General features: G+C 64.4%; 18 protein-coding genes and 1 tRNA gene. 6 read left to right on the forward strand and 13 right to left on the reverse strand.

Annotation, left to right across the window (positions count from 1 at the left end):
* Positions 1-3 precede the first annotated feature (3 nt).
* The 13 genes from nuoG to ABIA90_RS16895 all read right to left on the reverse strand — a co-directional run bounded on the left by nuoG (position 4) and on the right by ABIA90_RS16895 (position 12,557).
* Positions 4-2,079, reverse strand: a complete 2,076-nt coding sequence (gene nuoG / locus ABIA90_RS16835) for an NADH-quinone oxidoreductase subunit NuoG (protein WP_354118026.1) — start codon at positions 2,077-2,079, stop codon at positions 4-6.
* 5 nt (positions 2,080-2,084) lie between these two features.
* Positions 2,085-3,410 (reverse strand): NADH-quinone oxidoreductase subunit NuoF, encoded by a 1,326-nt coding sequence (gene nuoF / locus ABIA90_RS16840; RefSeq protein ID WP_014494861.1) that lies wholly within the window; start codon positions 3,408-3,410, stop codon positions 2,085-2,087.
* A gap of 15 nt (positions 3,411-3,425) precedes the next feature.
* Positions 3,426-3,626, reverse strand: a complete 201-nt coding sequence (locus ABIA90_RS16845; RefSeq protein WP_028149053.1) for a hypothetical protein — start codon at positions 3,624-3,626, stop codon at positions 3,426-3,428.
* Complete coding sequence (nuoE, locus tag ABIA90_RS16850; protein WP_028149052.1) at positions 3,626-4,237, reverse strand: NADH-quinone oxidoreductase subunit NuoE; 612 nt, start codon at positions 4,235-4,237, stop codon at positions 3,626-3,628. The genes ABIA90_RS16845 and nuoE overlap by 1 nt, the downstream gene beginning before the upstream one ends.
* A gap of 11 nt (positions 4,238-4,248) precedes the next feature.
* Positions 4,249-5,211: an FkbM family methyltransferase gene (locus tag ABIA90_RS16855; protein WP_028149051.1), complete on the reverse strand. Its 963-nt coding sequence runs from the start codon at positions 5,209-5,211 to the stop codon at positions 4,249-4,251.
* The gene (locus ABIA90_RS16860) at positions 5,211-6,407 is read right to left on the reverse strand and encodes an NADH-quinone oxidoreductase subunit D (protein ID WP_354112915.1); all 1,197 of its coding nucleotides are present in this window, start codon (positions 6,405-6,407) and stop codon (positions 5,211-5,213) included. The genes ABIA90_RS16855 and ABIA90_RS16860 overlap by 1 nt, the downstream gene beginning before the upstream one ends.
* Before the next feature lie 2 nt (positions 6,408-6,409).
* The gene (locus ABIA90_RS16865) at positions 6,410-7,021 is read right to left on the reverse strand and encodes an NADH-quinone oxidoreductase subunit C (protein WP_354118025.1); all 612 of its coding nucleotides are present in this window, start codon (positions 7,019-7,021) and stop codon (positions 6,410-6,412) included.
* Between the two features lie 11 nt (positions 7,022-7,032).
* Complete coding sequence (locus tag ABIA90_RS16870) at positions 7,033-7,620, reverse strand: NuoB/complex I 20 kDa subunit family protein (RefSeq protein WP_038943028.1); 588 nt, start codon at positions 7,618-7,620, stop codon at positions 7,033-7,035.
* Positions 7,611-7,976 (reverse strand): NADH-quinone oxidoreductase subunit A, encoded by a 366-nt coding sequence (locus tag ABIA90_RS16875; RefSeq protein ID WP_063982975.1) that lies wholly within the window; start codon positions 7,974-7,976, stop codon positions 7,611-7,613. The genes ABIA90_RS16870 and ABIA90_RS16875 overlap by 10 nt, the downstream gene beginning before the upstream one ends.
* Positions 7,977-8,224: 248 nt before the next feature.
* Positions 8,225-8,455, reverse strand: coding sequence for a hypothetical protein (locus tag ABIA90_RS16880; protein ID WP_354118024.1), 231 nt, complete (start codon positions 8,453-8,455; stop codon positions 8,225-8,227).
* The gene (locus ABIA90_RS16885; protein ID WP_354118023.1) at positions 8,455-9,591 is read right to left on the reverse strand and encodes a PepSY-associated TM helix domain-containing protein; all 1,137 of its coding nucleotides are present in this window, start codon (positions 9,589-9,591) and stop codon (positions 8,455-8,457) included. Before ABIA90_RS16885 ends, ABIA90_RS16880 begins: the two co-directional genes overlap by 1 nt.
* Positions 9,592-9,613: 22 nt before the next feature.
* The gene (locus tag ABIA90_RS16890) at positions 9,614-11,866 is read right to left on the reverse strand and encodes a TonB-dependent siderophore receptor (RefSeq protein WP_354118364.1); all 2,253 of its coding nucleotides are present in this window, start codon (positions 11,864-11,866) and stop codon (positions 9,614-9,616) included.
* 175 nt (positions 11,867-12,041) lie between these two features.
* A complete protein-coding gene (locus ABIA90_RS16895; protein ID WP_038943030.1) occupies positions 12,042-12,557 on the reverse strand; it encodes a MarR family winged helix-turn-helix transcriptional regulator in 516 nt (171 codons plus the stop codon).
* A 183-nt stretch (positions 12,558-12,740) separates the two neighbouring features.
* Between ABIA90_RS16895 and ABIA90_RS16900 the strand changes: the two genes are divergently transcribed.
* The 6 genes from ABIA90_RS16900 (at position 12,741) to pepT (ending at position 17,810) form a co-directional block, all read left to right on the forward strand.
* A complete protein-coding gene (locus ABIA90_RS16900; RefSeq protein WP_354118022.1) occupies positions 12,741-13,931 on the forward strand; it encodes a Rieske 2Fe-2S domain-containing protein in 1,191 nt (396 codons plus the stop codon).
* A 120-nt stretch (positions 13,932-14,051) separates the two neighbouring features.
* The gene (locus tag ABIA90_RS16905; RefSeq protein WP_354118021.1) at positions 14,052-15,347 is read left to right on the forward strand and encodes a spinster family MFS transporter; all 1,296 of its coding nucleotides are present in this window, start codon (positions 14,052-14,054) and stop codon (positions 15,345-15,347) included.
* A gap of 142 nt (positions 15,348-15,489) precedes the next feature.
* A complete protein-coding gene (locus ABIA90_RS16910) occupies positions 15,490-15,693 on the forward strand; it encodes a hypothetical protein (protein WP_166097000.1) in 204 nt (67 codons plus the stop codon).
* Between the two features lie 159 nt (positions 15,694-15,852).
* A tRNA-Asp gene (locus ABIA90_RS16915) sits at positions 15,853-15,929 on the forward strand.
* Between the two features lie 195 nt (positions 15,930-16,124).
* Positions 16,125-16,454, forward strand: a complete 330-nt coding sequence (locus tag ABIA90_RS16920) for an HU family DNA-binding protein (RefSeq protein ID WP_028155929.1) — start codon at positions 16,125-16,127, stop codon at positions 16,452-16,454.
* A gap of 105 nt (positions 16,455-16,559) precedes the next feature.
* Positions 16,560-17,810 carry a peptidase T gene (gene pepT / locus ABIA90_RS16925; RefSeq protein WP_166342020.1) on the forward strand — a complete coding sequence of 417 codons (1,251 nt, stop codon included), beginning with the start codon at positions 16,560-16,562 and terminating at the stop codon, positions 17,808-17,810.
* Positions 17,811-17,870: the final 60 nt, after the last annotated feature.

Here is a 17,870-nt window from a genome sequence, read left to right on the forward strand (position 1 = left end):
GGCTCACTCCGCTGCGGTCAGCATCTGCCCGGAGGCAAGCCGCGAGCATTCCGCCATCACGGCGGACGCACGCGCGATTGGGTTGGTCAAATAGAAGTCCTCGATCGCCGGCTTGAACGGTGCCTTCTCCGGCGAGCCGCCCTTCCCCGCCAGCTTCTTGATCTGGTCGGCGGAACCGGCCTCGATCTGGTCGAGACGGATCAGGTGCGGCGCGGCCTTGAAGATCGCCTGGCGCAGTGCCGACAGCGAGTCATAGCCGAGCTTCTTGCCGAGCGCCTCCGACAGCGCCCGCACGATCGCCCAGTCCTCGCGGGCTTCGCCCGGCGGGAACGCGGCACGGCCGGTCATCTGCACGCGGCCTTCGGTGTTGACGTAGATCGCGGACTTCTCGGTGTAGGCGGCGGCCGGCAGGATCACGTCGGCGCGATGCGCGCCGCGGTCGCCATGGGTGCCGATATAGACCACGAAGGTGCCGTCCGACGGCTTGATCTCGTCGGCACCGAGCAGGAACAGCAGGTCCAGCGTGCCGAAGGTCGTCATCTGCGCCGCGTTCAGGCCACCTGCCGTGGCGGAGAAGCCGATGTCGAGTGCACCGACGCGCGAGGCGGTCTCGTGCAGCACGCCGAAGCCGTTCCAGCCGTCCTTCACCGCGCCGACATCGAGCGCCAGCTTGGCGGCGGCGGCGAGAATGGCGGCGCCGTCGTGGCGCGAGGCCGCGCCCGCGCCGACCAGGATGATCGGGTTCTTGGCGTTCTTCAGTACGTCCATGAAGGAGTGCTTGCCGGCCGCGAGCTCGCCGAGCGTCTCGGTGCCCGCACCCAGATGATCATAGTCGTAGGTCAGGTCGACCTTGGCGCCGATCACGCCGACCTTGAAGCCGCCGGCGCGCCAGCGCTTGCGGATGCGGGCGTTGAACACGGCCGCTTCCTTGCGCGGATTGGCGCCGATGATGAGCAGCGCATCGGCCTGCTCGACGCCGACCAGCGTCGGATTGAAGATGTAGGAGCCGCGGCCGAGCGCGGGATCGAAGGCGTCGCCGCCCTGCACCGCCAGATTGCTCGAGCCGTACTTGGCGAGCAGGTCCTTCAGCGCGAACATCTCTTCGACGCCGGCGAGGTCGCCGGCGATCGCGCCGATGCGCTTGCCGTCGGTGCGCGCCGCTTTCGCGGCGATCGCGGCAAAGGCTTCCGGCCAGCTCGCCGCACGCAGCTTGCCGGCTTCGCGGATATAGGGCCGGTCGAGGCGCTGGGTGCGCAGGCCGTCGACGACGTGACGGGTCTTGTCGGAGATCCACTCCTCGTTCACGGCCTCGTTAATGCGCGGCAGCACGCGCATCACTTCACGGCCGCGGGTATCGACGCGGATCGCCGAGCCGATGCCGTCCATCACGTCGATTGACTGGGTCTTGCCGAGCTCCCACGGGCGCGCCGCAAAAGCATAGGGCTTCGAGGTCAGCGCACCGACCGGGCAGATGTCGACGAGATTGCCCTGCAATTCGGACGTCAGCGCGTGCTCGAGATAGGTCGTGATCTCCATGTCCTCGCCGCGGCCGGTGGCGCCCATCTCGGGGGCGCCGGCGACTTCCGCCGAGAATCGGACGCAGCGCGTGCACTGGATGCAGCGGTTCATCGAGGTCTTGACCAGCGCGCCGAGGTACTTGTCCTCGACGGCGCGCTTGTTCTCGGCGAAGCGGCTGGTGTCGACACCATAGCCCATCGCCTGGTCCTGAAGGTCGCACTCGCCGCCCTGGTCGCAGATCGGGCAGTCCAGCGGATGGTTGATGAGAAGGAATTCCATCACGCCTTCGCGCGCCTTCTTCACCATCGGTGAACGCGTGGAGATTTCCGGCGGCTCGCCCTTGGGGCCCGGACGGCAATCGCGCACGCCCCAGGCGCAGCTTGCGACCGGCTTCGGGCCGCCCTTCACTTCGACGAGGCACATCCGGCAATTGCCGGCGATCGACAGCCGCTCGTGATAGCAGAAGCGCGGAATCTCGGCGCCCGCGGCTTCGCACGCCTGGAGCAGCGTGTACTCGGCGGGGACATCGATCTCTTTTCCGTCGATGATGAGCTTGGTCATTCTCTCTACTCCGCCGCGACCATGTTCACGGGATCGCGGACGCCGATATCGTCGATGTCAGCCTTGTGCGAATACTGGTCGATGCGCGCTTCGATCTCGTGACGGAAATGCGCGATCAGGCCCTGGATCGGCCAGGCGGCTGCGTCGCCGAGCGCGCAGATGGTGTGGCCTTCGACCTGCTTGGTGACTTCGAGCAGCATGTCGATCTCGCGCTTGTGGGCGCGGCCGTCGGCCATGCGGGTCAAGACGCGCCACATCCAGCCGGTGCCTTCGCGGCATGGCGTGCACTGGCCACAGCTCTCATGCTTGTAGAAATAGGAGATGCGGGCGATGGAGCGGATCAGGTCGGTCGACTTGTCCATCACGATCACGGCCGCGGTGCCGAGGCCTGAGCGCAGCTTGCTCAGGGAATCGAAATCCATCGGCGTGTCGATGATCTGCTCGGCCGGCACCATGCGCACCGAGGAGCCACCGGGGATCACGGCCTTGAGGTTGTCCCAGCCGCCGCGGATGCCGCCGCAATGCTTCTCGATCAGCTCACGGAACGGAATGCCCATGGCCTCTTCGACGTTGCAGGGCCGCTCGACATGGCCGGAGATGCAGAACAGCTTGGTGCCGACATTGTTCGGACGGCCGATGCCGGCGAACCAGGCTGCGCCGCGGCGCAGGATGTCGGGCGCAACCGCGATCGACTCGACGTTGTTGACGGTGGTCGGGCAGCCGAACAGGCCGACATTGGCCGGGAACGGCGGCTTCAGGCGCGGCTGGCCCTTCTTGCCTTCGAGGCTTTCGAGCAGCGCGGTCTCCTCGCCGCAGATATAGGCGCCGGCGCCGTGCGCGACGTAGATGTCGAACGGCCAGCCGTTGACATTGTCCTTGCCGACGAGCTTCGCCTCATAGGCCTGGTCGATCGCGGCCTGGAGATGCTCGCGCTCGCGGATGAACTCGCCGCGGACATAGATGTAGCAGGCATGCGCGTTCATCGCGCAGCTCGCGATCAGGCAGCCCTCGATCAGGAGATGCGGATCGTGCCGCATGATCTCGCGATCCTTGCAGGTGCCGGGCTCGGATTCGTCGGCGTTGACGACGAGATAGCTCGGCCGGCCGTCGGTCGATTCCTTCGGCATGAACGACCATTTCAGGCCGGTCGGGAAGCCGGCGCCACCGCGCCCGCGCAGGCCCGACGCCTTCATCTCGTTGATGATCCAGTCACGGCCCTTGTCGATGATATTCTTCGTACCATCCCAGGCGCCGCGGCGCCGCGCGCCCTCGAGCCCCCAGTCGTGGAGGCCGTAGAGGTTCTTGAAGATGCGGTCCTTGTCCTCGAGCATTTCAGTGCTTTCCGATCAACGATTGGACTGCTTGTAGGCAAGTCCGGCGGCGCAGACGGCGAAGGTCAGCGCCCAGAGTAGGCTGCTCTCCTGCGTCGCGTTCATCACGAAGCGCTGCAGCAGGAACATGAAGGCGGCCGCGACCGCGGCATGCATGGCGACGAAGCCCCATTTGTTCACGGCCTCGTTCCCTCCAATTGCGGGGAGATCGCGCATCAGGTGATCTCCTTCAGCGTGGTCGGCCCGCCCGTCGGCGCCGAGAACTGGCGGCCGTTCTGCGGACCGGGCTTCGGCGGATTGCCCGAGGCGAAGCCGTCGAGCACCTTGCCAAAGGTTTCCTTGGTCAAATCCTCATAGGTGTCCTTGCCGATCAGCACCATCGGCGCATTCACGCAGGCACCGAGGCATTCCACCTCTTCCCAGCTGAAATTGCCGTCCTTGGAGAGATGGAACGGCTCGTGGTGGATGCGGTGCTCGCAGACGTGGATGAGATCCTCGGCACCGCGCAGGCGGCACGGCGTGGTGCCGCAGACCTGGACGTGGGCCTTCTTGCCGACGGGGGCGAGCTGGAACATCGTGTAGAAGGTCGCGACCTCGAGCACGCGGATATAGGGCATGTCGAGCAGATCGGCGACGGCGCGGATCGCGGCTTCCGACACCCAGCCGTCGTGCTGTTCCTGGACGCGCCAGAGGATGGCGATGACAGCGGAGGCTTGCCGGCCGGCCGGATATTTCGCGATCTGCTGCTTGGCGAACGCGAGGTTCTCCTCCGTGAACGCAAAGCTCGCGGGCTGGACTTCCTTCGGTGCTAATCGGCGAACGGACATCTCTTAATCTCTCACTGCATACGGCGCGCGGTTTTCGCATTCAGGGCATCGATCCTGTCCTGCCAGAATGCGCTTGCGGTGCCGAAAACGTTGTAGCCGACGTGGGTCGAGACCTTGATGCGGTCGAGGATCGACAGCTCGGTCACGGTCTCCATCCGGTTGCTGCGCGGATCGAACACGATCAGCTTCAGCGGCGTCTGTTCGAGGATAAAGCGCGACACCGCATGGCTGCGATCGCTGCCGTGCTCCTCGCACATGATGACGCTGTCGGTCTCAAGCAGCCGTGCGCCGCCCTTGATCGCCTCGATCTCGACGCCCTCGACGTCGAGCTTGATCAGGTACTTGCCGTGGGCCGCCACCTTGCCGTCATCGATGAGATTGTCGAGCGCGAGAACCGGCACGTCCTCACCGCCCGCCGACGGTGCGCCGGCGATGCTGAAGGCCTCATGCTTGGTGCCTGACAGCCGCGCGGTACCGCGCGCCGCTCCGATCGCGCATTTCAGGGTCTCGAAGCGGTTGCCGTTGACGCGAGCGTTGTTGGCAAGCTTCGGATAGTTCTGCCCCGACGGCTCGATCGCGATCGCCTTGTGCGATCCGAACGGCTTGCTCGAGACCAGCACCGACCAGTAGCCGTAATTGGCGCCGCAATCGAGCAGCGTGTAGTCGACGTCGATGGAGTCGGCGAACAGGACCTCCAGCTCGTCCTCGTAATTGTAGGAGCGGTTGAGCAGCTTGCTCCAATAACCGTCGCCGTAGGGGAATTCGAACACGGCGTCGGGATTGAGCCTGATCGCGATGTTGCGCTCGGGCAGCGTCTTCCGCAGCAGGTTCGCGCAGGCGATGTAGCCCATGTGCGAGAAGTGCGAGGAGATCTTCGATCCCGTCACCAGCGCCAAGGCAGCCGTCCGCTCCCACAGGTTGGCCCCTTCAAGGGCCCCCGAGGCACGGTCAAACTGGATTGGCGCCTGCGCCATCACCGATCGACCTCTCCGAACACGATGTCGAGCGAGCCGAGGATCGCCGAGACGTCGGCGAGCAGATGGCCGCGGCAGATGTGGTCCATCGCCTGAAGATGCGCAAAGCCCGGCGCGCGGATCTTGCACTTGTAGGGCTTGTTGGTGCCGTCGGAGATCAGATAGACGCCGAACTCGCCCTTCGGCGCCTCGACCGCGGTGTAGACCTCGCCGGCCGGCACGTGGACGCCTTCGGTGTAGAGCTTGAAGTGATGGATCAGCGCTTCCATCGAGCGCTTCATCTCGCCGCGGCGCGGCGGCGCGACCTTGTTGTCTTCGACGACGACAGGCCCCTTCCCGTCGGCTGCGTTCAGCTTCTGGATGCACTGCTTCATGATGCGCACGGACTGGCGCATCTCTTCCATGCGGATCAGGTAACGATCGTAGCAGTCGCCGTTCTTTCCGATCGGGATGTCGAAATCCATCTCGGCGTAGCATTCATAGGGCTGCGACTTGCGCAGGTCCCAGGCCGCGCCCGAGCCGCGCACCATGACGCCCGAAAAACCCCACTCCCAGGCTTCCTTGAGCGGCACCACGCCGATGTCGACGTTGCGCTGCTTGAAGATGCGGTTGGCGGTGAGGAGACGATCGAGGTCGTCCACGACCTTCAGGAACGGATCGCACCAGGCCTCGATGTCGTCGACCAGCTTCTGCGGCAGATCCTGATGCACGCCGCCGACGCGGAAGAAGGCTGCGTGCATACGGCTGCCGGAGGCGCGCTCGTAGAACACCATCAGCTTCTCGCGCTCTTCGAAGCCCCACAGCGGCGGGGTCAGCGCGCCGACGTCCATCGCCTGCGTGGTGACGTTGAGGAGGTGCGAGAGGATGCGGCCGATCTCGCAATAGAGCACGCGGATCAGCTGGCCGCGGCGCGGCACCTCGATGCCGAGCAGCTTCTCAGCGGCGAGGCAGAAGGCGTGCTCCTGGTTCATCGGCGCGACGTAGTCGAGCCGGTCGAAATAAGGGATCGCCTGGAGATAGGTCTTCTGCTCGATCAGCTTCTCGGTGCCGCGGTGAAGCAGGCCGATATGCGGGTCGACGCGCGCGACGATCTCGCCGTCAAGCTCAAGGACCAGACGCAGCACGCCGTGCGCAGCCGGATGCTGGGGCCCGAAGTTGATGGTGAAATTGCGAAGCTGTTCGGGTTGCTCGTTCATGATCAGACCTTCGGTCCCGCCTTCTCGTCACCGGGAAGCGGATAGTCCGCCCCTTCCCACGGCGAGAGGAAATCGAACTTGCGGAATTCCTGGTTGAGCCGGACAGGCTCGTACACCACCCGCTTCTCCTGGTCGTCGTAGCGAACCTCGACGAAACCGGTGGTCGGGAAATCCTTGCGCAGCGGATGGCCCTCGAAACCGTAGTCGGTCAGCAGGCGGCGCATGTCGGGGTGACCGACGAAGAACACGCCATAGAGGTCGTAGGCCTCGCGCTCGAACCAGTCCGCGCCGGGGAACACGTCGATCAGCGACGGCACCTGCGTGGTCTCGTCGGCCTGGGCCTTGAGCCGGATCCGCGTGTTCAGGGTCGGGGACAGGAAGTGATAGATCACGTCGAAGCGTTTCTCGCGCGACGGATAGTCTGCGGCCGTGATGTCGGTGAAGTTGATGAACCGGCATTTCGGATCGTCGCGGAGGTACTTGACCACCTCGACGATCTTGCTGACCTCGACATCCACCGTGAGCTGGTTGAAGGCAACCGAATGACGGATGGCGGCGCCCGGAAGCGCGCTAACGATCGTCTGCCCCAGGGCGTCGAGCTTGGCGTCGTCCATGACGTAAAACCTTAGCGTTCGATGGTGCCGGTGCGGCGGATCTTCTTCTGCAGCAGCAGCACGCCGTAGAGCAGCGCTTCCGCCGTGGGCGGGCAGCCCGGCACGTAGATGTCGATCGGCACGATGCGGTCGCAGCCGCGCACGACCGAGTAGGAATAGTGGTAGTAGCCGCCGCCATTGGCGCAGGAGCCCATCGAGATGACGTAGCGCGGCTCGGGCATCTGGTCGTAGACCTTGCGCAGCGCAGGCGCCATCTTGTTGGTCAGCGTGCCGGCGACGATCATCACGTCGGACTGGCGCGGCGAGGCCCGCGGGGCGAAGCCGAAGCGCTCGACGTCGTAGCGCGGCATCGAGACCTGCATCATCTCGACCGCGCAGCAGGCGAGACCGAAGGTCATCCACATCAGCGAGCCGGTACGGGCCCAGGTGATGAGGTCGTCTGTCGCGGCCACGAAGAAGCCCTTGTCGGACAGCTCGGAGTTGACCTCGAGGAAAAACGGATCGTTGGCGCCAACCGGCCTGCCGGTCGACGGATCAAGGATGCCCTTGGGGGCCGGCGCGACGACCGGACCCGAGGCCGTTGCAGGGTTCAATCCCATTCCAGTGCTCCTTTCTTCCATTCATAGGCGAACCCGACCGTCAGCACGCCGAGGAACACCAACATGGACCAGAAGCCGGTCGCGCCAAGCTTGCCGAACGCCACCGCCCAGGGAAACAGGAACGCCACCTCGAGGTCGAAGATGATGAAGAGGATGGCGACCAGATAGAAGCGGACGTCGAACTTCATGCGAGCGTCGTCGAAGGCGTTGAAACCGCACTCATACGCCGACAGCTTTTCCGGGTCCGGCTGCTGGAACGCCACGATGAAGGGCGCGATCAGCAGCACGAGGCCGATGAGGCCCGCTACCCCTATAAAGACGACGAGTGGAAGATAGTTCTGCAGAATGCCGCTCATTGACGAGCCCTTTTTCCCGCAGCCTCGGGACAGCCACGGATTCGTCCAGTTTGGAATTGTTCTGAGCCTTAGCGCAGTGCACCAATGGGCGCAAGACACGCTCTTTTTAGGCCCTTTGCCGCCCCCAGAACGATAGAAATCCCGGAATCGCCCCGCGGCTGGTATGGAGCAGATCGCCAATCCCAGCAAGGGCGGCCACAGTTTTGCAGGGCAGCCGTTCGAGGATTGCGGCACACGGGCCGAGGCAGCTATTTGCCGCGTGTCGTCCGCGATAATTGCCCGGTTTTTTGGGTGCGGCAGCGCACCCAAACCCAGACAATGACCAGCACCGGGGCTCCCACCGTCACCCAGGCGACATACTGGCCGACCGTTCCCCAGAGCAGCGCAGCCAGCAGGCCGGTGACGGTCGCAGCCGCGAGCAGGATGGGTGCAGCAAAGACACGTATCCACAGGCCCGAGCGGTCAGAGGAGCCATGCATCACGACGGGACCGGGGTTCGTCTGGCGAATGCGTCGGTCCGGGCGGGCGCGCGCTTGCGCCGCCGTGCCAGCCAGAGATAGAGGCCACTGCCGATCACAACGATCGTGAGAATGTCGAGCACGGCCCAGATCACCTTGAGCGGCATCCCGCCATAATCGCCGAAATGCAGCGGCTGCGAGATCAGGAGCGCCTGGAGATAGACCGGCAGCGCCCGGCTGTCGGCGACCTCCCCTGTTTCGCCGTCGAGCAGGACCGGCTTGAGCAGCCGCGCCGTCAGCGCCGTGTCGCCGCGCATGAAGGCAGCGAAGTGGTGCGACGACGTGAACGGCGTTCCCGGAAACGCGATGAAGGCAACCTCCATCCCGGGCGCCGTCTGCCTCGCGCGCGCCACGACGTCGTCGAGCGAAGCCAGATGCGACGGCGGCGGCTTGCCGGCATAGGGCGCGACCATGCTGGCAAGCTCAGTGGCCTTCCACTGGTTGAGCATCAGCTCGGCCCAGGTGTTGACGACGCCGGTGAGGCCAACCACCAGTGCCCAGGCCACCGTCACCACGCCGATCAGATTGTGCCAGTCGAGCCAGCGCACGCGGCGCGAGGCGTGGCCGCGAATGGTGGCAAAGCGCAGTCGGCGGGTGAACGGCCAGTACAGCACCACGCCGGAGATGATGGCGATTGCGAACAGCAGGCCCATCCCGCCGAGGAACAGCTTTCCGGGCTGGCCGGCAAACATGTCGGTATGCAGCTTGAGCATGATCAGCATCGGCCCGATGCCGACCGGTCCGAGCAGCTTGGTCGACATCGCATCGAACGCGCGCACGGTCGTGTTGTCGGGCAGCCCGTCGACGGCGCTGTTGGTGAACGCGGTCACGATCCCGGGCTCGTCCTTGTCCCAGGCGATATATTGCAGCACCCGGCCGGGATCGGCGGCGAGCGCGGCGTCGGCGACGGCTTGCGTCGTCGCACGCGCCGCGCCCGCATGAGCTTCGGGCTGGGGGGCATAGCCCAGGAGCTCATCGATCTCGTGATGGAAGATCAGCGGCAGGCCGGTCAGGCAGAGCAGCAGCAGGAAGACGGTCGAGATCAGGCTGGTCCAGGTGTGGACCACGGACCAGAGCCTGACCGTGCGCGCCTTCACGAGGCCCTCCCCTCGCCGGTGCCTACCACTTGTAGGAGACGCTGGCGGTGACGCGCCGGCGGTCGCCGTAGAAGCATGACGAGGCCGCCGCGCAGCTTGCGACATAGATCTTGTCGGTCAGGTTGATCACGTTGATTGCCGTGCGCCAGTTCTGCCACTCGTAGTGGACCGCGAGGTCGCCGAGCACGACCGCGGGAACCTCGAGGGTGTTGGCGGCGTCCGCCCAGGAGGCGCCGACATAGCGCACGCCGCCGCCGAAGCCGAATCCCGCAAGCGGTCCGTCCTTGAATGTGTAGTCGGCCCAGCCCGAGACCAGGAGCTCAGGCGTGTTGGTCGGCGTCTTGCCGACCAGCGCCGGGTTCAGGTCCCTGCTGGTGAAGAGATGATAGGCCGTGAAGGCGCCGATGAACTTTAACTCCTTCGTCGCATTTGCGACCGCTTCGAGCTCGATGCCGCGCGAGGTCACCTCGCCGGTTTGGTTCTGCAGCGTGGTGATGATCGGATCGGTAGTGGGTACATTCTGGCGCTTCAGGTTGAACACCGAGGCAGTGAAGTAGCCATCAAATCCCTTGGGGGCGACCTTGACGCCGATTTCGGCCTGCTGGCCGGTCTCCGGCTGGAACAGCTGATTTTGCGCGTTGAGCCCGATAATCGGGTTGAAACTCGTCGCGTAGGAGATGTAGGGCGCGATGCCGTTGTCGAAATTGTAGATCAAGCCTGCGCGACCGCTGAACTGGCTGTCATTGTTGCTGGCGAGCGTCGCCCCAGTGTCACGGGCGGCCTGCGTCGTCTCGACCCAGTCGTTGCGGCCGCTCAGCACCAGCGTGAAGTTACCGAGCTTCATCTGGTCCTGGAGGTAGGTGCCGGCCTGCTTCTGCGTGATCAGGAAGTTACGGAACGGCGGGCCTGTGAGCGGGATGTTAATGCCGTAGACCGGATTGAGCACATTGATCGGAGGAACGGTGCCGAAGTTGAAGGCCTGATAGTCGTCGATCTGATAGCCCTTCAGATCGACACCGAACAGCATCGTGTGACTGACAGGACCGGTGTTGAAGCGATATTCCAGCTGGTTGTCGAGATCGGCCTGGTTGGCGGTATCCTTCGCATACCAATTGTAGCGACCGAGAGAGGCCGCATTGATATTGTCCCAGCCGTTGCCGATGTAACCGCGATAGGTCAGGTCGATATGCGCAAATCGCGCATTCTGCCGGAACGTTAGATCGTCGGTGACATTGCGCTCGAACTGATAGCCGAGCATCTCCTGCTCGCGCGTGAACTTGTCGACGCTGGGATCGCCGGCGAAGAAGCTGGTCGGGATCTTGCCGAACGGCGCGTTGGTCACCGTGCCCTGGTAAGGCAGGAAGTTGATGCCGCGGGTGTCGGTCTTCGATGCCGACGCCAGAACCGTGAAAGTCGTATCGGCATCCGGCTTCCAGGTGAAGGACGGCGCAATGAAGTAGTTGTTGTCCGGCGTGAAGTTGACCTGCGTGTCGCCGTTCCTGATCTCGCCGACGACGCGGTAGAACAGCTTGCCGTCCTGGGGCTGCGTTGCAACGGGCCCGCCGACATCGAAGCCGACATAGGCGTTGCCGAAATTGTTGACGCCGGTCTCGATGTAGCGGATCGGCTCGGTCGGCGGCATCTTGCTGATGACGTTGACGATGCCGCTCGGGCTCGATCCACCATAGAGCACCGCCGACGGGCCGCGTAACACCTCGACTCGCTCCATATTGGACGGCGGAAGCCGCCAGCTCGCATAGGCCGTGTAGAACAGCTGCGTGCCGTCGAGAAACAGTCCGATGTCGTCGGACTTGAAGCCGCGGATCAGCCACCAATCGTTGCGCGTGTCCGCACCGAAGGTGCCAGCCCGCACGCCGGCGGTGTAGCGCAGAACCTCGTCGAGCTTGGTCGCCTTCTGGTCGCGGATCTGATCCGCGCCGATCACCGACACCGATTGCGGCGTCTCCATGATCGGCGTGTTGGTCTTAGTGCCCGACGAGCTGCGGTTGGCGACGTAGCCGTTCACCGGACCGCGCGGCGTCTCGACGAAGCCGACATTGCGCTGCTGAAGCGGTCTGCGGCTGGCGGCGGTCTCTACCGACGGCCGCGCCACGCGGCGGGCGGCCGCAGCAGGTGCGCGGCGTCGTGCTTCCGGCGCGTTGACGGTGACCGACGGCAGGTTTTGCGCACCGCCTTGCGCCGAGGACTGCGCAAGCGATGCCTGCGGTACCACTGCGAAAGCAGACGCGGTCGCCAAGACGACCGACCGCAGCATACGAAGACTGTTCAACGCGCACCCCAAAATGTCTGTTTGCTTGCGTCATGCCGTCGTTCCCCCAACGGCAGGCGCTTGCAGTGACGCTTAGGTGAGCGCGCGCGAATTCCCTAATTGAAAACCTCTTAGAAGGGTTCTTAGAAATGATCCAACATTCCCGGAGATTTCCGAGAGATCAGCGTGAAACTTTCTCGGCTTCGAGCATCTTCTCGGCTGTCGCCGTGAGACGGTCGATCTGCGCCAGCAGCGTCTCGAACTCGTCCTTGCTCAACTGTTCGAGCAATTGCCGATTGCGCTCCTGCGCGCCTTCGACGATCGCATCATGCGCAGCGAGCCCTGCCGCGGTCAGCGCGACCAGCACCTCGCGGCTGTCCTTCGGGTTCGCCGACTTCGCGATCAGCTTGCGCGAGACGAGCTCCGCGAGCGCGCGGCTGATCTGGCCCTTGTCCTGGCCGACCGCTTCGGCGAGCCGCGCCACGCTCATCGGCGGACGGCGACCGAGCGAGGCGACCAGACCGAACTCGACCGAGGACAATCCGGCGAGGCGCTTGTAGCGCAGGATCGCGCCGCGCTTGAGCAAATTGGCGAGCACCATCAGCCGTGACGACAGCATCACGGTGATCGGCGCCGGCGAGTGGCTTTCGTCCGCATCGGGCGATGCGTGCCCGTCCCTGCTCGATGTCTGGCTCATGATCCACCTCTGCCAAGAAAGCCGGGGCGTGCCAAGCGCTGGTAGCGCAACCTCCCCAACCTGATTCCAAATGCGATTAAGAGGCATTCTGGAATATCGTTGACATTGTCATCGAATTATTTTTCACTGGGTCACCGCATCAAAACGACCCGGCCACCCAAGGCCAGCGGCGGGAGGAACAGCATGACGATGACCCAGCGGGATCGCGATCTCGGCACCGCCTATGCGATGAAGCCGGCGCACACGCGCACCGAGCTCACCTCGGTCGCTCGCGGCACGCCGATGGGCGAGTTGCTGCGCCGCTACTGGCATCCGGTCGGGCTGGTCAGCGACGCCACCGACACGCCGAAGAAGGTCCGCGCGCTCGGCGAGGATCTGGTGCTGTTCCGCGATAAGCACGGCCGCGCCGGCCTGTTGCACGCGCGCTGCTGCCATCGCGGCACCACGCTCTATTACGGCAAGGTCGAGGAGGACGGCATCCGCTGCTGCTATCACGGCTGGAAGTTCGACGCCGAGGGCCACTGCCTCGAGCAGCCCTGCGAGCCCGACGGCGGCCAGTTCAAGGACAAGGTGCGCCAGCCCTGGTACCCGGTCGAGGAGCGCTACGGGCTGATCTTCGCCTATATGGGCCCGGCCGAGAAACGCCCGGTGCTGCCGGCTTACGAATGCCTGGAAAACATGGACGACGGCGAGTTCGTCGAGGCCGACGATTCCTCGATCGGCGGCGGCGGCCCCGCGATCATCCCCTGCAACTGGCTGCAGCATTTCGAGAACGTGGTCGATCCCTATCACGTGCCGGTGCTGCACGGCTCGTTCTCGGGGCCGCAATTCACCAACATGATGGCCTCGATGCCGGAGGTGAAGTTCGACAAGACGCCGCGCGGCATCGCCGTGCGCTCGATCCGCAAGCAGGACGACGGCAAGGTGTTTTATCGCGTCACCGAAGCGGCCCTCCCCACGCTCCGTGTCGTGCCGAACCCGCGCGTGGCGCAATTCGCCCGCGTCGAGTCGATCGGCTGGACGCTGCCGATCGACGACACCTCGTTCCGCATCTATGTCGCCGGCCGCGTCAAGACTTCCGGCGACATCGGCCGCATGCGCTCGAAGTTCAACGGCAAATTCTGGTGGGACATGACGGAAGCCGAGCACCAGCAATTCCCGGGCGATTACGAGGCCCAGGTCGGCCAGGGCCCGCAGACCATCCACTCCGAGGAGCATTTCGGCCAGAGCGACCGCGGCATCCTGATGATCCGGCGCATGCTGAGCGAGCAACTGGAGGCGATGGAGGCAGACCGCGATCCGATCGGCGTGTCGTTCGATACAAGTGCTGCGCCGGTCGAATTCGAAGCGGGGAATTACATCCGCGAAGGCTGAGTTTTTGTTTGGCGCGTTTTCTTCACGCGAACCGGTATCCACTTCGCTCGAAAACGCTCTCGACCAGCCTCACGAAGGGCTGGACCGGCAACGATAGCAAAGACAAATTGGGGGGATGCGATGGTCGATGTGACGTCACAGATGTCGGTGCAGACGACTGCGGCGGCAAAGCCCCCGGCGCGGCGCTATTACGTGCTGGGCCTGCTCACCATCATCTATGCGCTGAACTTCCTCGACCGCACGATCTTCAACGTCCTGATCGAGCCGATCAAGAAGGAGTTTCAGCTCAGCGACACCATGATGGGCCTGCTCGCGGGCTTCGGCTTCGCACTGTTCTATTCCCTGCTCGGCATTCCTATCGCGCGCGTCGCCGACCGGCTCAACCGACGCAACATCGTCGCGGTGGCCCTTGCGTTCTGGAGCGCGATGACGGCGCTGTGCGGCGCGGCTTCGAGCGTGACCTCGCTGGCGCTGGCGCGCATCGGCGTCGGCATCGGCGAATCCGCGGGCTCGCCCGCTTCGCAGTCGATCGTCGCCGATCTCTTCACCAAGAACGAGCGCCCGCGCGCGCTCGGCATCTACGCCATCGGCACCTATCTCGGCGTCTTCCTCGGCTATTTCATCGGCGGCTACGTCAACCAGCACTTTGGCTGGCGGATGGCGTTCTATGTCGCCGGCCTGCCCGGCATCCTGCTCGCATTGATTCTGTGGCTGACGATCTCCGAGCCGAAGCGCGGCGCGATGCAGGAGAGTTTCGTGCCCGAGCCGCTCGGGCCGACACTGCGCTTCCTGGCCTCGCAGCAGAGCTTCATCATCGTGCTGATCGGCTTCTGCCTCACCACCTATACGAACTACGCAACGGCGGCCTGGATCCCGCCGTTCCTGGCGCGCGTGCACCATCTGTCGAGCGCCGAGATCGGCACCTATGCCGGCACCTTCAAGGGGCTCGCCGGCATGGCCGGCACCCTGCTCGGCGGCTTCGTGGTGGCGCAGATCAGCCGCCGCGACGACCGCTGGAAGCTGTGGGCGCCGGCGATCACCTCAGGGCTGGCCGGCCCGGTGTTCGCGCTGTGCATGCTGACGCAGGATTTCTCGATGATGGTCGCGATGCTAGCGCTGACCTCGTTCCTGGTCGGCTTCCATCTCGGACCGATCTTCGCGATCGCGCAGACGGTGGCCAAGCCAAGCATGCGGGCGCTCGCCTCCGCCCTGATCGCGCTCACCGCCACCTGCTTCGGCCAGGGCGTCGGCCCGCTTGCCGTCGGCATGGTCAACGACGCCCTCAAGGGCACTTACGGCGCGGACGCCGTGCGCTATTCCCTGCTCTCGGCGGCGGTCACGACCACGCTGGGCGCCCTGCTGTTCGTCTGGGCGGCCCGCACGATCCGGGGCGATATCGGCCGGGCGGCCGCCTGAGACCCGTTCCGGCCGCCAGCCCGGCGAAACCAAGCGGGCGTATTAATGAAACCATTTTGCGGAACCCGCGAAACCATCCGGAAACAGATGGTCCTTAAGACATGAGCCCATAGACGGCGGCTAAGCCCGTCGGGAGGCTCATATGAACCACTCAATTCACTCGGCTGATCGTGGCACCCACCTGAAGATCGTGGTGGTGGCGCTGGTTGCCGGTATTTTGGTCGCCGGCTTCGGGATCGCAGCCCGCACCAACGTCGATTACAGCCAGACTGCCCAATCGGCTCACGTGATCAAGGCCGGCAAGCCGGTGGCCGTGACCAGCGCAGGCACGTCGGAGATTCGCTGACACGCCCTGTTTCGGGCTGACCGAGGCCGCCGCCTGGCGGCCTTTTTCGTTTTCCAGAGCAATGCTTAGCCGATGCGTCCTGACAAAGCGCAACGTCCTTGACTTCACCAAGCCCCGCCTTTAAGTCCCCCCTCGTTCCGCGCGCTTTCAGCGAACCACGCGGGAGTAGCTCAGTTGGTTAGAGCGCCGGCCTGTCACGCCGGAGGTCGCGGGTTCGAGCCCCGTCTCTCGCGCCATTTTGGCAATCCCTTCATAGCCTTAGCCCGAACTTCTCGATGCCTTTCGCGGCACTGTCGGCGATTGCCGGCGTCCGGCGGGAACTCGTGGCATAGTCAGCCCGCGCCCGAATCGTCTACGCCTTCCAGGACTTGGAGGGATCCCCACGCTTGACCGGCTTTTCCGGGGCTTCCCTGTCATTGAGGAGGCCAGACATGGCTAAGAAGGATTCGGCCAAGAAGGATTCGGCGAAGAAGGCAGCCGCTCCCGCCACCATCACGCTCAAGCACCTCGCCGCCGACATCGCGGAGAGCCAGGATTTGTCGAAGAAGCACGCCGAGGCCGTCCTGACCGACATGGTCGATCTGATCGCCAAGCACCTCAAGAAGGGCGACCGCGTCCGCATCGTCGGGCTCGGCATCCTCCAGGTCCGCAAGCGCGCCGCCCGCACCGGCCGCAACCCCACCACCGGCGAGGCGATCCACATCAAGGCCAGCAAGAAGGTCGCCTTCCGCCCGGTCAAGGAGCTCAAGGAAGCGATCTAGCAGCTACGTTTCGTTAAGCCTGATCCGCTTCGTTCCGGCCGCATCACGGCCCGCTTTTCTGATATACCGCCTGCTTCCCCCAAAGACCCGGCGGTTTGACCAGAAATGTCCTCCCTCTCCTTTTCGCACACCGTGACCGAACGCTTCCTGCGCTACGTCACCATCGACACCCAGTCCGATCCGGAATCCCCGGCCTCGCCCTCGACCGAGAAACAGAAAGATCTCGGCCGCGTGCTCGCCGCCGAGCTGAAGGCCATGGGCGTCGCCGACGCGCATCTCGACGACTTCGGCTACGTCTACGGAACGATCCCGGCCAACACGACCAAGAAGGTGCCGGTGATCTGCTTCTGCTCGCACATGGACACCTCGCCCGACGTGACCGGCAAGGACGTCAAGCCGCAGCTGGTGAAGGACTATCGCGGCGGCGATATCACCCTGCCGGGCGATACCAGCCAGGTGATCCGTTTCACTGAACATCCCGCGCTGAAGAACCAGATCGGCAACGACATCATCACCACCGACGGCACCACGCTCTTGGGCGCCGACAACAAGGCCGGCGTCGCCGAGATCATGGATGCCGCGCATTTCTTCATCAACAACCCCGATGTGAAGCACGGCACCATCAAGATCCTGTTCACGCCGGACGAGGAGATCGGCCGCGGCGTCGACAATGTCGACCTGAAGAAGCTCGGCGCCGATTTCGGCTACACCATGGACGGCGAGAGCGCCGGCAGCGTCGAGGACGAGACCTTCTCGGCCGACGGCGCCACCATCACCATCAACGGCGTCAGCGCCCATCCAGGCTACGCCAAGGGCAAGATGGAGCACGCGATCAAGATCGCAGCCGCCATCGTCGAGCGGCTGCCCAAGGAAGGCTGCTCGCCCGAGACGACGTCAGGCAAGCAGGGCTTCCTGCATCCGATCGGCATCGACGGCGCGCTGGAGCAGGCGACGCTCTCCTTCATCGTGCGCGACTTCACCGAGGAAGGGCTGAAGGAGAAGGAAGTCCTGCTCGAGAACATCGTCAAGGACGTGATGAAGGACTATCCGCGCTCGACCTACAAGTTCGAGGTGCGGGAGCAGTACCGCAACATGAAGCAGGTGATCGACCGTCACCCGCACATCCTCGAATACGCCATCGAGGCGATCCGCCGTGCCGGCCTGCGCCCGATGCGCACCGCGATCCGCGGCGGCACCGACGGCTCGCGCCTGTCCTTCATGGGCCTGCCCTGCCCCAACATCTTCGCCGGCGAGCACGCGTTTCATTCGCGGCTCGAATGGGTCAGCCGGCAGGACATGGAAAAGGCGGTGCAGACGATCGTGCATCTCGCGATGATTTGGGAGGAGAAGGCGTAGGAACGCCGCACCTCCCGGCAGCAGGGCAAAATAATTCCGAGCCCTGCGGAACGATCCAGA

The organism is Bradyrhizobium sp. LA6.8, assembly GCF_040547935.1.
GTDB lineage: Bacteria > Pseudomonadota > Alphaproteobacteria > Rhizobiales > Xanthobacteraceae > Bradyrhizobium > Bradyrhizobium barranii.

Coding starts and splice junctions, on each gene's coding strand:
- ABIA90_RS16870 (WP_038943028.1), bottom strand. CDS start 7,620: ATGGGATTGAACCCTGCAACGGCCTCGGGTCCGGTCGTCGCGCCGGCC.
- pepT (WP_166342020.1), top strand. CDS start 16,560: ATGTCCTCCCTCTCCTTTTCGCACACCGTGACCGAACGCTTCCTGCGC.
- ABIA90_RS16905 (WP_354118021.1), top strand. CDS start 14,052: ATGGTCGATGTGACGTCACAGATGTCGGTGCAGACGACTGCGGCGGCA.
- ABIA90_RS16895 (WP_038943030.1), bottom strand. CDS start 12,557: ATGAGCCAGACATCGAGCAGGGACGGGCACGCATCGCCCGATGCGGAC.
- ABIA90_RS16845 (WP_028149053.1), bottom strand. CDS start 3,626: ATGCGCGATCTCCCCGCAATTGGAGGGAACGAGGCCGTGAACAAATGG.
- ABIA90_RS16855 (WP_028149051.1), bottom strand. CDS start 5,211: ATGGCGCAGGCGCCAATCCAGTTTGACCGTGCCTCGGGGGCCCTTGAA.
- ABIA90_RS16865 (WP_354118025.1), bottom strand. CDS start 7,021: ATGGACGACGCCAAGCTCGACGCCCTGGGGCAGACGATCGTTAGCGCG.
- ABIA90_RS16920 (WP_028155929.1), top strand. CDS start 16,125: ATGGCTAAGAAGGATTCGGCCAAGAAGGATTCGGCGAAGAAGGCAGCC.
- ABIA90_RS16875 (WP_063982975.1), bottom strand. CDS start 7,976: ATGAGCGGCATTCTGCAGAACTATCTTCCACTCGTCGTCTTTATAGGG.
- nuoE (WP_028149052.1), bottom strand. CDS start 4,237: ATGTCCGTTCGCCGATTAGCACCGAAGGAAGTCCAGCCCGCGAGCTTT.
- ABIA90_RS16890 (WP_354118364.1), bottom strand. CDS start 11,866: ATGCTGCGGTCGGTCGTCTTGGCGACCGCGTCTGCTTTCGCAGTGGTA.
- ABIA90_RS16910 (WP_166097000.1), top strand. CDS start 15,490: ATGAACCACTCAATTCACTCGGCTGATCGTGGCACCCACCTGAAGATC.
- nuoF (WP_014494861.1), bottom strand. CDS start 3,410: ATGCTCGAGGACAAGGACCGCATCTTCAAGAACCTCTACGGCCTCCAC.
- ABIA90_RS16860 (WP_354112915.1), bottom strand. CDS start 6,407: ATGAACGAGCAACCCGAACAGCTTCGCAATTTCACCATCAACTTCGGG.
- ABIA90_RS16880 (WP_354118024.1), bottom strand. CDS start 8,455: ATGCATGGCTCCTCTGACCGCTCGGGCCTGTGGATACGTGTCTTTGCT.
- ABIA90_RS16900 (WP_354118022.1), top strand. CDS start 12,741: ATGACGATGACCCAGCGGGATCGCGATCTCGGCACCGCCTATGCGATG.
- nuoG (WP_354118026.1), bottom strand. CDS start 2,079: ATGACCAAGCTCATCATCGACGGAAAAGAGATCGATGTCCCCGCCGAG.